General features: G+C 45.6%; 17 protein-coding genes. 6 read left to right on the forward strand and 11 right to left on the reverse strand.

What is annotated here, in order from left to right; translation table 11 throughout:
* Window positions 1–10: 10 nt before the first annotated feature.
* Together ACRRS0_RS16995 and ACRRS0_RS17000 are read right to left on the reverse strand one after the other, a co-directional pair.
* Window positions 11–223: a cold-shock protein gene (locus ACRRS0_RS16995; RefSeq protein WP_432452030.1), complete on the reverse strand. Its 213-nt coding sequence runs from the start codon at window positions 221–223 to the stop codon at window positions 11–13.
* Between the two features lie 270 nt (window positions 224–493).
* On the reverse strand, window positions 494–751 hold the full coding sequence (locus ACRRS0_RS17000) for a DUF3820 family protein (protein ID WP_432452029.1): 258 nt from the start codon (window positions 749–751) through the stop codon (window positions 494–496).
* Between the two features lie 87 nt (window positions 752–838).
* On the opposite strand from ACRRS0_RS17000, the gene ACRRS0_RS17005 reads away from it, so the two are divergent.
* The gene (locus ACRRS0_RS17005; RefSeq protein WP_432452028.1) at window positions 839–1120 is read left to right on the forward strand and encodes a pyrimidine/purine nucleoside phosphorylase; all 282 of its coding nucleotides are present in this window, start codon (window positions 839–841) and stop codon (window positions 1118–1120) included.
* Window positions 1121–1129: 9 nt separating this feature from the next.
* Window positions 1130–1405, forward strand: coding sequence for a hypothetical protein (locus ACRRS0_RS17010; protein ID WP_432456149.1), 276 nt, complete (start codon window positions 1130–1132; stop codon window positions 1403–1405).
* On the opposite strand, the gene ACRRS0_RS17015 is transcribed toward ACRRS0_RS17010, so the two are convergent.
* The 4 genes from ACRRS0_RS17015 to gloA2 form a co-directional block, all read right to left on the reverse strand.
* The gene (locus ACRRS0_RS17015; RefSeq protein WP_432452027.1) at window positions 1391–1807 is read right to left on the reverse strand and encodes a MerR family DNA-binding protein; all 417 of its coding nucleotides are present in this window, start codon (window positions 1805–1807) and stop codon (window positions 1391–1393) included. The two genes, ACRRS0_RS17010 and ACRRS0_RS17015, sit on opposite strands and share 15 nt — an antisense overlap.
* A complete protein-coding gene (locus tag ACRRS0_RS17020; RefSeq protein WP_432452026.1) occupies window positions 1800–4184 on the reverse strand; it encodes a heavy metal translocating P-type ATPase in 2385 nt (794 codons plus the stop codon). The genes ACRRS0_RS17015 and ACRRS0_RS17020 overlap by 8 nt, the downstream gene beginning before the upstream one ends.
* 58 nt (window positions 4185–4242) lie before the next feature.
* Window positions 4243–5691, reverse strand: coding sequence for a deoxyribodipyrimidine photo-lyase (gene phrB, locus ACRRS0_RS17025; RefSeq protein ID WP_432452025.1), 1449 nt, complete (start codon window positions 5689–5691; stop codon window positions 4243–4245).
* A gap of 123 nt (window positions 5692–5814) precedes the next feature.
* Window positions 5815–6198 carry an SMU1112c/YaeR family gloxylase I-like metalloprotein gene (gene gloA2 / locus ACRRS0_RS17030; RefSeq protein WP_432452024.1) on the reverse strand — a complete coding sequence of 128 codons (384 nt, stop codon included), beginning with the start codon at window positions 6196–6198 and terminating at the stop codon, window positions 5815–5817.
* Window positions 6199–6608: 410 nt separating this feature from the next.
* On the opposite strand from gloA2, the gene ACRRS0_RS17035 reads away from it, so the two are divergent.
* Together ACRRS0_RS17035 and ACRRS0_RS17040 are read left to right on the forward strand one after the other, a co-directional pair.
* Window positions 6609–7844, forward strand: coding sequence for an OmpP1/FadL family transporter (locus tag ACRRS0_RS17035; RefSeq protein ID WP_432452023.1), 1236 nt, complete (start codon window positions 6609–6611; stop codon window positions 7842–7844).
* Between the two features lie 129 nt (window positions 7845–7973).
* Entirely contained in the window at window positions 7974–8681 is a 708-nt protein-coding gene (locus tag ACRRS0_RS17040; protein ID WP_432452022.1) for an SDR family NAD(P)-dependent oxidoreductase, read from the forward strand.
* A 37-nt stretch (window positions 8682–8718) separates the two neighbouring features.
* On the opposite strand, the gene ACRRS0_RS17045 is transcribed toward ACRRS0_RS17040, so the two are convergent.
* Both ACRRS0_RS17045 and ACRRS0_RS17050 read right to left on the reverse strand, forming a co-directional pair.
* Window positions 8719–9537: an AraC family transcriptional regulator gene (locus ACRRS0_RS17045; RefSeq protein ID WP_432452021.1), complete on the reverse strand. Its 819-nt coding sequence runs from the start codon at window positions 9535–9537 to the stop codon at window positions 8719–8721.
* A 40-nt stretch (window positions 9538–9577) separates the two neighbouring features.
* Complete coding sequence (locus ACRRS0_RS17050) at window positions 9578–10171, reverse strand: LysE family translocator (protein WP_432452020.1); 594 nt, start codon at window positions 10169–10171, stop codon at window positions 9578–9580.
* Between the two features lie 202 nt (window positions 10172–10373).
* On the opposite strand from ACRRS0_RS17050, the gene ACRRS0_RS17055 reads away from it, so the two are divergent.
* Window positions 10374–10628 (forward strand): TIGR02647 family protein, encoded by a 255-nt coding sequence (locus tag ACRRS0_RS17055; RefSeq protein WP_432452019.1) that lies wholly within the window; start codon window positions 10374–10376, stop codon window positions 10626–10628.
* Between the two features lie 175 nt (window positions 10629–10803).
* On the opposite strand, the gene ACRRS0_RS17060 is transcribed toward ACRRS0_RS17055, so the two are convergent.
* A complete protein-coding gene (locus ACRRS0_RS17060) occupies window positions 10804–11043 on the reverse strand; it encodes a hypothetical protein (protein WP_432452018.1) in 240 nt (79 codons plus the stop codon).
* Window positions 11044–11454: 411 nt separating this feature from the next.
* Here ACRRS0_RS17060 and ACRRS0_RS17065 point away from each other — a divergent pair, with 411 nt between their 5' ends.
* Window positions 11455–11673 carry a hypothetical protein gene (locus ACRRS0_RS17065; RefSeq protein ID WP_432452017.1) on the forward strand — a complete coding sequence of 73 codons (219 nt, stop codon included), beginning with the start codon at window positions 11455–11457 and terminating at the stop codon, window positions 11671–11673.
* 132 nt (window positions 11674–11805) lie between these two features.
* Here the strand turns inward: ACRRS0_RS17065 and add are convergent, their stop codons facing one another.
* A complete protein-coding gene (gene add, locus ACRRS0_RS17070; protein WP_432452016.1) occupies window positions 11806–12810 on the reverse strand; it encodes an adenosine deaminase in 1005 nt (334 codons plus the stop codon).
* A 187-nt stretch (window positions 12811–12997) separates the two neighbouring features.
* Window positions 12998–13615: a hypothetical protein gene (locus ACRRS0_RS17075; protein ID WP_432452015.1), complete on the reverse strand. Its 618-nt coding sequence runs from the start codon at window positions 13613–13615 to the stop codon at window positions 12998–13000.
* Between the last annotated feature and the right edge of the window lie 115 nt (window positions 13616–13730).

A 13730-nucleotide genomic window follows, 5' to 3' on the forward strand; every position in this document is an offset into this window, starting at 1 on the left:
ACTGTACGATTTAAATGGCAGTTACATTTTCAGCTTGAGGGCCTTTTTGACCTTGTACCACTTCAAAAGTCACCGCTTGACCTTCAGCCAAACTACGACGACCGTTACCATTGATCGCGCGAAAGTGAACAAAAACGTCCGGACCTTTCTCTTGAGCAATAAAACCAAAACCTTTTTCGTCGTTGAACCATTTCACGGTTCCTGATAATACCTGACCTGACATTATCGTCCTCTCATATATCATGTGCAAATTAACGTATTAGCTAGGCAAGCCAGCGACAAAAAGTTAACCACACCTAAAATAGACAGGCTAAAACCTTTGACATATCAACAAGCATTGCTACAGCGCATTACATTCTCTACTAAATACTCAATCAGTGCATCTTTTAATCAACTAGTTACGGCTTAATTTTGATTAAATGCATAATAAGAGTACTTAGATTTAATACGCTAGCAAAGAGATGAGCAAAAAACAACCAGGTATAGACGAAAGTTAATCGACTCCTCTCTCTAACAGTGGCCAAATCACCTTCTCTAAGCCGGCTATTTTTATTTCTAATGCAAAGGCCATCAACTGACCCAGCTCACCTTCTGGAAAACCATCTTTATTGAGAAACCATAATAAATATTCTTCGGGGAGCATGATAATCTCTCTCCCAGCATATTTGCCAAAGGGCATTTTATGCCGGGCTATTTTGACTAACATCGCCTTATCAAAAGGCTCACAGGGATTCAAATTCTGTTCATTCATTGTTCAACTAACTCTTAGGACGATCCAAATTAGTTCACATTATGCTAGCCTGCTATTTTGTACAATCAATTCAAACAAGGATCTTTAATGTTAAAGAGTAACGAGTACTTTAACGGGCAAGTGAAATCTATTGGCTTTGCAGGGAAAGAAAAGCCTAGTTCAGTCGGCGTGATGGCTGTGGGTGAATACGAATTTGGCACCGCCGAAGCAGAGTTAATGGTGGTTGTATCGGGTGAATTGATCGTCAAACTCCCCGGAGAACAGGAATGGCGAAGCTTCAAAGACGGTCAACAATTTAATGTGCCCGGCAATGCAAAGTTTCAATTGAAGGTACCTTGCGAAACTGCCTATTTGTGTGTGTACGGCTAGGTCTTGATGATGAATAAAGATCCCGACTCTCTTCTAAAAAAGCGCCCAGCACTGATCCACTCCGAGCATTTGCAAGTAAGTTCGCATGTGCAGCGCGAAGAAGGAGACTGGATCTTACATACCCTGATGATCAGCAATTACGATGTGCCCTTTATCTACAAGCGCAAACAACGATATAAAAACTTAGTCGGGGCGAGAGTCAATCTAAGTTATTATCCGAGTACGCAAAGTCGTGGCGGATTTGATTTTGAGATCATGAAAGTGGTGCGTCTACGACGTAGCTAAATGCTGCAAGCGACTCGCACCAGCCAAGCCTTCCAAAATAGGGCACTCTGGCCGCTCTCCACCATGGCAACAATCGACCATCGCCGTAAGACTCGATCGCAACTGCTGTAATTGCTGAATCCGCTGTTCCACCTCTTTAAGATGTTGCATGGCGATAGTTTTCACCTCCGCAGCATGACGTTGCTGATCACCATATAGAGAAAGCAGCTGTTTACTTTGCGGCAGGCTAAAACCAAGTTCTCGGCAATTCCCAAGAAATTGCAAATGACCAAGTTGTACAGGCTGATAATAACGATAGCCATTGTCGCCTTTAAGCGCCTCGACCAAGCCAATATCATGATAGTAACGTATTGTTTTCACCGACAAGCCCGTGAGCTTAGCCACTTCACCAATCTTATACATCTGTCTCTCCTTGAGGGGCATGCCAATACTTAAGCCGTAAAGCATTGCCGACCACACACACCGAGCTTAAGGCCATAGCTCCGCCCGCAAATGCCGGATTAAGCCAGCCCATGGCGGCAATCGGTACGCCAAGTAAATTATAGATAAAAGCCCAAAACAAATTTTGTTTTAAGATCCGCCAGGTTTGTCTGGCCAAGGCAATAGCCTGAACAATCAACAAGGGATCATCACGCATTAACACCACATCTGCCGAATTTAGCGCGATATCACTACCGCCACCCATGGCTATACCAACATCTGCTTGCGCCAGTGCCGGCGCATCATTCACGCCATCCCCCACCATCATCACGGTCGCCTGCTGAGCCTGTCGTTGTTTAATCTGCGCTAACTTTTGTTCGGGCAGTAGCTCCGCGTGCCAGTCATCAATTCCCAAATCACTGGCTAAACTCCGACTCACCTGTGAGGCATCACCACTCAACATGCTGACTTTAAGCTTAAGCCGTTTTAACATTGCAACCGCTAACTTGGCACTAGGACGTGGTACATCAGCAAAAGCCAGAGCAGCAAGTAGTCGCTGCTGATTCGCCACATATACCACCGTGAGGCCTCGTTGCAAACATTGTTCAGCTATATCTAACTGAGCTTGGCCAAGTACTATACCTTGCTGTTCAATGAAGCGCTGATTTCCGAGATAAAGCCGATCCTCAAGCTGCTCACCTTGAGGCAGTTGTAGCAACTGCGCTTCGATGCCAAGTCCCGGATAACTATTAAAATAATCTAATGCGAATAGCTGTTGCGAGTCAGCTGCCGCGATCATCGCCGCCGCTAAGGGATGTTGACTCCCTTGCTGTGCACTGGCGCATAAGCGCAGTAAATCGCTGTCGGCCAGTTCACTGAAATTATGGCTGTTCACTAATTTAGGCTGACCTTCACTCAAGGTACCGGTTTTATCGAGCAATACCTGTTCCACTTTATGACTCAGCTCTAAGGCCTGAATGTTTCGATATAAGATCCCTAGTTTCGCTCCCCGCCCTGTGCCAGCCACCAACGCAGTTGGCGTAGCTAAACCTAAAGCACAAGGACAGGCTATCACCAGCACCGAGACCGCCGCTAACAACCCTTGAGCCGGCTGGCCAAGAAGACTCCAAACCAACAAAGTTGTGAGCGCAACCAATAAGATAGCAGGCACAAAATAATGGCTGATTTTGTCGACTAAGCTTTGGATCGGAGCCTTACCCGATTGTGCTTCACTTACCAATTGAATAATTTTACTCAAGGTGCTATCGCGGTTTTCAGCACTCACAGTGACCTTGAGTAAACCCGAGCCGTTGATGCTACCAGCCAGTACTCGATCTCCCACTTGCTTCTTCAAGGGTAGGCTTTCTCCGGTAATCACCGCTTCCGACACTTCACTGCTGCCCCACAGTACATCGCCATCGGCGGCTAAAACTTCTCCCGGCTTCACCAAGATGATATCTGCCACCTTTAAGCTTTCAACCGATACTTGTTCAGCAATGCCTTGCTCATTTAAACGCAGCGCTTGCTGGGGGCTTAAATTAACTAACTCGGCAATATTGCTAGCCGCTTGGTATTTGGCCCGTTGCTCCAGGTATTTACCGAGTAAAATAAGGCTAATAATCACTGCGGCCGCTTCAAAATATAGATGCCCCGTTTGACCACTTTGCCACAGATAAACACTGTACCCATAGGCGGTGCTGGTTCCCATCACCACTAAGGTATCCATTGAACTACTACCGCGCTTTAAGGCTAACCAGGCACCGCGATAAAAAGGCAAGGCAATATAAAACTGCACTGGCGTGGCCAGTAACCACTGCCATAAGGGCGCTAAAGTGAGGGAAGAAAGCAACATTGGAAGTAATAAGGGTAGTGATAACAACAAACTAAACAATAAGCGCCAAGGAATAACAGCTTGCTGAACATGCCCTTGCACTTCATTTTGCGCTTGCTGAACCGCAAAACCGCAGTCAATGATGGCTTGTTTCACCGCACTCAGATGCTGAGCCTCAGGCAGTATGTCGATGCTCAGTTGATTTAAGGCTAAGTTAACACTCACTTTATCAACCCCTGGCAGTTGATTCAGTGCGCTTTCTAACTTCGTCACACAACTTGCACAATTAAGACCAGTAATCTGCCAGATATGATGCTCGAAGGGGATCTCAAAACCTTGGGCACTCAAGGCTTGACGCAGCGCTGGTAGCACCGAAATTTGTGCTGAGCGGATCCGCACCTGATTCAAGGCTAAATTAACACTGCCCTCTTCTACCCCAGCTTGCTCGGCTAAGATCCCTTCAACTTTTCGTACACATCCAGCACAGCGTAAACCCTGTAAAGGAAACACCAGTGAAGCACTCATCATCAACGCCCTAAATTAACCTCGTGATGAGTATAGTGTTAACCCTCCCATAACGGGAGGGTCAAGCGAAATTTTTAGCCTGTTCGAAGTAACCTAAAATTAATTGACGCTGTTCGGCATGGTTCACTACGGGTAAGGGGTAATCAATATACCGCTTATTTTTATTCGCCCAAGCATGGGGTTGATGCACATACTTACCAGGAATATCCGCTAGCTCAGGTACCCATTGGCGAACAAATTTACCTTCTGGATCGAAACGTTGGCCCTGAGTGGTCGGATTAAAAATACGAAAATAGGGTTGAGCATCGGTACCCGTAGACGCCGCCCATTGCCAACCGCCATTATTCGACGCGAAGTCGCCATCAATTAAATGCTGCATAAACCAACGCTCACCCAGCCGCCAATTGAGCAGCAGATCTTTACTTAAAAAACTCGCCACGATCATCCGCAAACGATTGTGCATCCAACCCGTCTGATTTAACTGGCGCATCGCTGCATCAACAATCGGATAACCCGTTTGTCCCTGCTGCCAAGCCTTTAGCAAGTCTTGATTCTCATGCCAGGGGATCGCCTCGGTCCAACCGATAAAGGCATGAGACATCGATAAACGTGGATTTGCAGCCAGTAAGTGGCGGTAAAATTCACGCCAAATAATCTCACTTAACCAGCAAAATGCGCCCCCCTCAGGTTCAACTAAACAGTGGGGATGGTCTAATAATAAACGAGCCAGACATTGTCTTGGACTTAACATTCCTAAGGCCAAATAAGCGGATAATTTACTGGTGGCAGGCTCAGCTGGAAAATCACGCAGCTGTTTATAAGCAGTTGCTTGACTCGCGCTAAATTGTCTCAGCTGAGTAATGATCGCCTCATCATCCACTGCCCAGGCACTGCTATCTACTCGCGGATAATTAATGTCAGGGATTGCTGCTGAGTGAGCCAGCAAATGTCTAATGCCTGTACTCAAGCGACGACTAACCAGCGCAGTTGGGCTGCGTAGTGGGCTCAGCTCGCTTTCACTCAAGTGAGCCAACCAGGCTTTGCGAAACGGCGTAAACACTTTAAAGAAATTACCCGCTTGAGTTTTCAGTGAACCAGGCGCAATACCACACTCGCCATGATACTGACACCATTGAACATTGACGGCTAACAATTGCTGCTGGCATGCTTGGTCACGGCGCTGCTCATTCAGCTCATATTGGTAATGACTGTGCGCAGCAACTATTTGATATTGCTGACACAGCTCAGTCAAACATTGTGGAACATCGCTAAAATGCGGACATTCTCGTAACACCAGTGGGATATTTAAAGCCGCGAGCTCTCTTTGCAAAACTTGCAAACGTCGCCCAATCAAATCGGCTTGAATTGGTGCCATTGCATGCGCCTGCCATTGCTCAGGGCAGCCAATATAAATGGCTAACACATCCCTGCCCTCGGCAATCGCAGTGCTCAGCGCTTGATTATCTTTAATTCGTAAATCGTTTCTAAACCAAACCAAATGGGTGGCCATGGGATCCCTTTCGCGATTATTATATTCAAGCTGTACTACGTAGCGACTCACCAAATTGATCAGCCGCTTAAGCGATTCGCCCATTGTTCGACTAAGAACCCAGACCTGAATTATCTCGACAGCTTATTGCTCGTACAACTCCAAAGGTAAACCGTCAGGATCATGAAAAAAACTAAAACGTTTTTGGGTATAGGGGTCGACTCGAACAGGTTCAACCGCGATTTGGTGCTGAGCCAAATGGCCAATCGCCTGATCAATATTTTCCACCGAAAAAGCCAGATGTCGCAGGCCTTGCGCCTCTGGGTAACTTGGGCGTAATGGCGCACCAACAAAGGAAAACAACTCAATTTGACGACCGTCAGCCAAGGCTAAATCGAGTTTGTAAGAATGACGCTCGGCTCGATAATGCTCAGCCACAATCGTCAAGCCCAAAATTTCACTGTAAAACTGTTTAGAGCGGCTATAGTCAGAACAAATAATCGCAATGTGATGGATCCCCTGAAACATACTGAATTCTCTCCTATTAATAATTATCGATTCAAGCAAACAAAACTCATGTAATGAGCCACGAGGCTAAATAGCAACCCTTAAAATCAACGACTAAATGTACTTTAGTCTGCAAATTAAACTCAGAATGAAACAATGGGAGCTAGCTAGCATTATCACAAGGACCCGCCCCTGCCTCGAACAAGTCCCTAAAAAAAGTAGGACAGAGAAATAATTCACTAAAAAAACCATTAAAAGCAACCAACTTTAGAATAAACAATGCCGTGGTGCTGGATAAGCTCATAATATTCCATCTGGTCGGAGTTGTAGCAAAGCCTTGACTTGCCTAAGATGCGCCAGCAAATTCCAATCAATAATATAAAAGCTGCGCTAACCATCGGCAAAAGCTCCTACTTAGAGACCATTTCTCAATGAATAAACGTATATTAGGCCTAATGTCTATTAGTGCTTCATTAATCAGTGCCCACAGTCTGGCGGCAGGCTTTCAACTCAACAGCCAATCTGCGACAGGGATTGGTCGTGCATTTTCCGGTGATGCGGTGATCGCCGATAACGCCTCCGTATTATCGCGTAACCCTGCTTCAATGGCCATGTTTGATAGCCCAGCCTTGTCACTGGGCCTCACCTATGCCGATATTGATGTCACGATTAAAGACGTGAACTATGGTCCCATCAACTATGGCAGTGAGCGCGACGCTGCAGAAGATAAAGTCATTCCCAATGCCTATTACATCCATCCGATCAATGAACGTTTAGCGATTGGGGTAGCCGCCTTTAGTAATTTTGGTACCGGCACCGATATTAGTGCACTCAACAACAGTGGCGCAGCAGTGACTCCGGTTGATTTATTCGGTAAAACCGAAATTGTCACCATGAACTTTAATACCAGCCTATCTTATCGAGTGAATCAACAACTAAGTGTGGGTGCAGGCCTTGACTTGATTTACGGTGAAGGCACCCTCAACCGAACGGGTGAAGTGATTGGTGGCAGCACAGTGCAAAGCACTTTAGTTGATGTCGAAGCCGATGGATGGGCGATTGGCGGTATTGTCGGCGCAACTTATGAGTTCAATGATAAAAACCGCTTAGGCATGAGCTATCGGATCAGCCCCGAGTTTGTCGCTGAAGGAAAAGTTAATTATGGCGGTCAAAGTTACGATGAAATCCATATTCCACTGCCCAATATCTTGCAAATTGCCGGCTACCATGAATTAAACCCACAGTGGGCGGTTCACTATACCGCGCAACATACCAGCTGGAGTGATTTTGATCACATTACCGTTACTGGCTCTCAAGCCGAGCAAACCGTAAAAAGCTACCAATGGAAAAACTCATGGCTATTTAGCCTGGGAGCCACCTATCAGATCAACAGCAAATGGACCGCCCGCGCGGGTTACATGTATGATCAAGGCGTGGTCGATGAGTTAAGTTCCTTATCCATCCCTGATTCCGACCGTAACTGGTATACCGCTGGCGCTACCTACCACCTCAGCCGTCATAGTAGCATCGACTTCGGTTTAGCCTTGGTTCGAGGGGAAGATGTTGAAGTCAAAGAAAACAGTAGTATTCCAGGGCTTGGTCAAGTCGTTGGCCACACCCGCTCCAACGCAGCTTATTACTCGATGCAATACAACTACTCTTTCTAAGTTAAACCAAGCGATGATGAGCGAATTCATCATCGCTGCACCAGCTCTGCCCTTCCTTTTCGATCGGTGAACTTTATCGTTCAGCAATACGTATTAATGCCATAACTCACCAAACACTAGCGATTGTATATGCATGCTCTGGTCATCGGCGGCTCAGGCGGTATTGGTTTGGCATTAGTCAAACAGCTGTGCCAAGACCTTCGTTTTACTCGCATTAGCGCCACTTGGCATTCACACCCTGCCAACTACCAACATCCAAAACTCCATTGGACACAACTAGATATCCGCAAAGAAAATGATATCTCAAAGCTGTTTGCCGACATGACACAACTCGATTGGCTAATTAATAGCGCGGGTCTACTACACAATTCAGCACTTAGACCAGAAAAAAGTCTCGCTGAATGTCACAGTGAAGCCTTTATGCTCAACATGCATATCAACGCACTGCCCTGCATCTTGTTGGCAAAACATAGCGCTAAGTTACTCAAACAAAGCAAAACAGCGATATTCGCGAGTATTTCAGCTAAATTAGCTTCCATTGAAGATAATCGTATCGGCGGCTGGTATAGCTACCGTTGTGCCAAGGCGGCACAAAATATGGCGCTGAAAAGCATTAGTATCGAATGGCGGCGCAGCCATCCAAATTGCTGTGTTGCAGCACTGCATCCCGGCACCACCGATACCCCGCTATCCCAGCCTTATCAAAACAATGTACCCGCAGCACAATTGTTTACGCCCGGGCAAAGCGCCAACTATCTATTGGCAATACTACACCAACTCAAAGCCTGTGATAGTGGTCAATTCTGGTCTTGGGATGGGCAAAAACTGCCATGGTAAACTGCGTGTTCAGCATTTGTTGACACTAAGTTTAAGCCTAAACAAAAAATCCCTGATACTGCTTAGGAGTTAAGGCCAGCCGTTTCTTAAAGTTACGTTGAAAATGACTTTGATCGGCGAAACCGAGCTGTAAGGCGGTATCGGCTATACTGTTACCGGTGCGTAATAAGGCTTTGGCTTGATTGATCCGTTGATTCAATTGAAAAGCATGTGGTGATAAGCCATAAACTCGCTTAAAGCTTCTAACCAAATGGTAGCGGCTTAAACCTGCGACATCAGCTAATTCACTTAAACTAACAGTCTCCGCCAACTGATCTTGAATACACTGTTGCACCCTTGCCAGCTGAGGTAGCGCTAAGCGCTCAACATCAGAACGTAAACCCTGTTTAGCGCTAAATTGCTGCTCAAAAAAACCGATCAGCAACTCTTCTTGTAATAAAAGCGCCTGCTCCTGGGCAATACGATTAAACAACTGCGAAATAGCTCGATAACTGGCCCCGCAACTCAAATAATCCTGGCCAAAGGCATGGTAGTCAGTTGCCGGTTTGGCCAACATTTCAGCTTGTAGTTGACCCACCCACCGACTATCTACAAACAACATCCGGAAGGACCAAGCACCTTGTTTTGGGTTGCAAGAATGAACATCGCCAGGATTAATCGTGACGACCTGCCCTTGCTGAATACGATGCAGCTGACGCAAGTTCTGGTAGTTTGCCTCTCCAGCGTCAATCACACCAAAAGAAAACTCATCATGAGAGTGACGGTGGTAGCAAGCCCGCGATTGGTAAGCCTGACGCAATTCCACGCTAGGTAAACCAATACTGCGTTTCAACATCACTTTCTCGCTTGACGCCATTCCCCCTCCATCTGCAAGTCGATTAGACCAGTAAGCAGAATTACCAAAACCAAGAACACACCGATAACACCAATAAGCTTGCCATCAACAAATTAAAGCCGCGCATCCGCCGCGGAGTCGCTAAAAAGGAGGAAATTAAGGTGCCAAGCGCAGCCCAAGCACCCACCCCAAGTAAACACACGATAAAAGAAACCAGACAAAAAACCAACAAGTAATAAAATGCTGGCTGCTGGCTCGATACAAACAAACTTACACCAGACATCGCCACCAGCCAGGCTTTAGGATTGAGGCCTTGAACCAAAACCCCCTCCAGCAATTTTGGAGGCATTGCTAAGCTGAGTTGCGCTGTTTGACTCACTGGCGCAGCGCCAATGCGCAAGGCCATGTACAATAAATATGCCGCCGCAAGATATTGCAATATGGGGTTCAACAATGGCATCACCAAGCTGAGGCTATTCAAACCAAGCCCTGCCAGCAGCACCACACCACTGTAACTTAAACTGGCACCAAGCACATGCGGTAGTGCGCGACGAAAACCAAAATTTACCCCGGCACCCGTCGCGATAATATTAACCGGTCCCGGCGTTATCGCCCCAATCAAGGCAAACAAAAACATCGATACAAACACACTCATCTCGTTCCTCCCCATTCAATGCGTCACGCTAACATAGAGGATCGCCTCAACGTTTTATTGAACAAAATTGCGCTAAGTTATCGACCGATGAGAAAGCTATCGAGAAAAACACTGCGTTAGTTATCACTTCTGCGCCACTTCGCTTGCGCGCTGCGAACAGTCTTTTTATGGTGAGAACAACACAATAATAAAGGAACACCCTATGAAATTTGCGACGACCAATATCGCCGAACTTAATTTGTTATTACAGTTTGATAGCAGCAGCCTGCAAACTGGCATTAAAGTTCACCAAGACGCCCCTTCAGAGTTAGTTGCAGCCGCCCAAAGCCTATTTGACAAGGGGCTAACCACGCTCCCCGATGGCGGGTATCTTACCGATTTAGGCGTTGAAGTATTGGAGCATGGGCAAAGACTACTGGCGGTTCTGAACACCAAACCAGAACACGAACCCGCTTAAACAAATCTCAAATATTTGACAGCCAAGCAGCAAAAAGCTTGGCTCTATTTTCAATTAAAAATCCATCATCACCCAATCCATTTCTGCCGCTCAGCTTCAATTTAAATCATCAAAAACTGACTCCTCATCTATACATTTACACAAGTGAAGATGAAGACTCGTTTAGTCATTGATGTTACATATCAGACAACAGGCACGACATAAATTGCTTACTGTCATCCATTTCCCCTTCCACTAAATGACGGATTTGAAGCGCACCAAGGGTATCAAAAACCGCCCCTCTCGCTAATACTTGCTTTATCATTAACAGCATTTGCAATTGCGATGAAATCAAAATGGAATTAATTTCATGGTCAACAAGCAATTTCAGTGCATGACACTCAGAAATAAACGAACTAGAAACAAATGCCTTCAAAAGTTAAATGCTCGCGAGGGAGCAGAAGTCGATTTGTATGTTTTACATGGCCAGAATTTATTTCTGTTTGGCTCGCACAACAAAGATCCCGAGGGTTGAAAAAAAAGATAAGCCAGAAATTGAGAAGCTTAGGCCGACATGATTTAGCCCAAGAATGACTCATTTCATCTTTCGGTCTTGTGAATCAATATGGCGGGCTAGTACTCGACGTAAAAAACATCGTGATTTTAGCCTCAGATATGCATAAAAGTGGCAATTTATTTACTTAAAACGAGGAAGAAAACCCTTAACCATTGAAAACCCTTCAGGAAAAGCATATGCAATGTCGATCGTAGTTGGTTTTCTATTCATTTTTCCCTGACTCCTGCTAGAAAAGTCTCGTTTAGAAGCGATTGCTATGGCTAATGGCTAATGGCTAATGGCTACCAAGCCTGCCCCGCTTTTAGCTTATTAATGAGCTCAGTAAGTATTGACGCATGGGTGAAAGATTTAAGCTTATGCTCCGATCCAGAAGTCGACAAAATCGCGATGTATGGTTACGCCACTGAACCCGCGAAGATCGCCAAGCTGATTGCAACACGCAATTCAAGTAGCAAAACTCATGCTCTAAAATCTAATCATTCAGGTTGATGTTATATCACCCACTACACCAAGAACTTTCGCCAGATAACAGCAAGCACGGCTTGCTTCGCTACCAGATAATTGAGGCATGACAGTCGGCAGAAGCCGCATCAGCCTAATACCGCTGTTCATTGACAGAATTTACGCTATGCGTTTTGCTGCTTTCTCGCGCAGTCTTCTGCGCTCTTGCTCACTCACAAAAGCCATTTTTAAGCCATTACTTTGTAACAGTGCCATTTGCTCATCAGCAAAACCTAAGATCTCTCGGGCAATCCGATACTCATCAGACAATTCAATAGCCGAGACTCCGGGATCGTCAGTATTCAGGCTAGCTCGAATACCCGCCGCTAAAAAAGCTTTTAGAGGGTGCTGGCTTAAGTCAGCCACGGTATTGGTTTGAAAATTTGATGACAAACAGGCCTCGACGCCTATTTTATGCTTCGCCACATATTCCATTAACTTCGGATCTTCGATGATCTTCACTCCATGACCAATACGCGTCGCGCCTAACTCGCGAATCGCCTGCCAAACACTCTCTGGCCCAGCAGCTTCACCAGCGTGCACAGTGATCGCAAAACCAGCATCACGAGCGTGAGAGAAGTGTTCTACAAATAACCCGCCAGGTTTGCCCAACTCATCACCCGCTAAATCAACAGCAACAATGTGCTCACGAAAGGCCATACAGGCAGCCAACTCTTCACGACAAAACTGCTGACCAAAAGTGCGGCTCATAATGCCAATTAACTTCACCTGCACATCATATTTTTGCATGCCACGGCGAACGCCTTCAATCACTGCTTCTACCACACCTTCGGGCTTCAACTGGTGACTCATCGCCATATAACCCGGACTAAAACGCAGTTCGGCGTAATCAATCTTCGCCTTCATCAAATCTTCTACGTTCTGTTCGGCCACCAGCGCGCAAGCTTCATAATCACCAAGTACCTTAACGCCCCAATCCAACTTAGACAAAAAGGCGATTAAGTTCGGTTCTTGTTTGGTAATTTGCACATGTGGAACCAATCCAGCTAATTGGTTAGCTGGTAAGGCTACATTAAACTTTCGACCCAGCTCTAAAATAGTTTCGGCGCGAATATTTCCGTCGAGATGGCGGTGTAAATCAGTCACTGGATATTGGATTAACATCGTAAAGCCTGCTGTTATTTTAATGATTGAACTCAGTGTAGTCAGCGGCTCAGGCGAGTCCAACTTAGATTGGCTGAAATAACATCGCCTAACTGGAATAGTTTCAAACCGCTCACTATTTTAACTTAATATGTTGATTTAAAGTAAGCAATTACTGAGCTTAACAAGCCAATTACCAATAGCGCCCTTAACTCAGGCGGTACACAAACAAATCATCACGATGACGATAAGGCTTAAATCCCATCTTGACTAAGTATTGCCGATGTTTAGAAATTGTCGTGTAACTGACTATTTTAGTCACTCCTAAACGCTGAAAAAATTCGGAACGATGATAAAGGTAATCACCAGTTTTAAAATCTCGATAAGCCGGAAACACATAATCTAACTTAATATCGAACTCTTGTTGTTGCCGCAAACCCACTAACATACCGGCAGGTTCAGAATTTCGCATCAACAAATAACATTCTTGCCCCGCAACCGAGGCTTCACTAAACTGCGGAAAATACCGCTCAATATCATCCTGATGCTGTTTGATCCAAAATGCCAACAATGGACTGTTCGCCCCGACATCAACCATATGAAACTGGTCAACACGACGAAAAATACCGTACAAGTAATAAATATTGGCGAACACAATAAACAAGTTGAGGAGCGCTACGGGCATTGCGCCAATCACAAAACCATAGCTGGAAAACAGCGCTGCACCGAACATATTTAAACAACGTAACTTCACCAACGAGCTCATGGTTAACGATATTGCCACGACCACCGAAGCCAAATAACCAAACCATTCAACCCAATCCATTAATCCTCCCTTAACTGCACTCTAATCGCTGGACACTTTACGAGCCAGACAGACAATAATCTGGTTAGTTCAAACAAAAAATCAAAAGAATTACACTTTTAAAAAGATCTTTCCC

This window comes from Agarivorans sp. QJM3NY_29 (genome assembly GCF_050870835.2).
In the GTDB taxonomy this organism is placed as follows: Bacteria; Pseudomonadota; Gammaproteobacteria; order Enterobacterales; family Celerinatantimonadaceae; genus Agarivorans.

Bases quoted from the DNA above. Each gene is read 5' to 3' on its own strand.
- ACRRS0_RS17015 (WP_432452027.1), bottom strand. From the start codon at position 1,807: ATGTATAAGATTGGTGAAGTGGCTAAGCTCACGGGCTTGTCGGTGAAA.
- ACRRS0_RS17000 (WP_432452029.1), bottom strand. From the start codon at position 751: ATGAATGAACAGAATTTGAATCCCTGTGAGCCTTTTGATAAGGCGATG.
- ACRRS0_RS17005 (WP_432452028.1), top strand. From the start codon at position 839: ATGTTAAAGAGTAACGAGTACTTTAACGGGCAAGTGAAATCTATTGGC.
- ACRRS0_RS16995 (WP_432452030.1), bottom strand. From the start codon at position 223: ATGTCAGGTCAGGTATTATCAGGAACCGTGAAATGGTTCAACGACGAA.
- ACRRS0_RS17040 (WP_432452022.1), top strand. From the start codon at position 7,974: ATGCATGCTCTGGTCATCGGCGGCTCAGGCGGTATTGGTTTGGCATTA.
- ACRRS0_RS17020 (WP_432452026.1), bottom strand. From the start codon at position 4,184: ATGATGAGTGCTTCACTGGTGTTTCCTTTACAGGGTTTACGCTGTGCT.
- ACRRS0_RS17075 (WP_432452015.1), bottom strand. From the start codon at position 13,615: ATGGATTGGGTTGAATGGTTTGGTTATTTGGCTTCGGTGGTCGTGGCA.
- ACRRS0_RS17010 (WP_432456149.1), top strand. From the start codon at position 1,130: ATGAATAAAGATCCCGACTCTCTTCTAAAAAAGCGCCCAGCACTGATC.
- ACRRS0_RS17035 (WP_432452023.1), top strand. From the start codon at position 6,609: ATGAATAAACGTATATTAGGCCTAATGTCTATTAGTGCTTCATTAATC.
- add (WP_432452016.1), bottom strand. From the start codon at position 12,810: ATGTTAATCCAATATCCAGTGACTGATTTACACCGCCATCTCGACGGA.
- ACRRS0_RS17055 (WP_432452019.1), top strand. From the start codon at position 10,374: ATGAAATTTGCGACGACCAATATCGCCGAACTTAATTTGTTATTACAG.
- ACRRS0_RS17045 (WP_432452021.1), bottom strand. From the start codon at position 9,537: ATGGCGTCAAGCGAGAAAGTGATGTTGAAACGCAGTATTGGTTTACCT.
- gloA2 (WP_432452024.1), bottom strand. From the start codon at position 6,198: ATGTTTCAGGGGATCCATCACATTGCGATTATTTGTTCTGACTATAGC.
- ACRRS0_RS17050 (WP_432452020.1), bottom strand. From the start codon at position 10,171: ATGAGTGTGTTTGTATCGATGTTTTTGTTTGCCTTGATTGGGGCGATA.
- phrB (WP_432452025.1), bottom strand. From the start codon at position 5,691: ATGGCCACCCATTTGGTTTGGTTTAGAAACGATTTACGAATTAAAGAT.
- ACRRS0_RS17065 (WP_432452017.1), top strand. From the start codon at position 11,455: ATGGCTAATGGCTACCAAGCCTGCCCCGCTTTTAGCTTATTAATGAGC.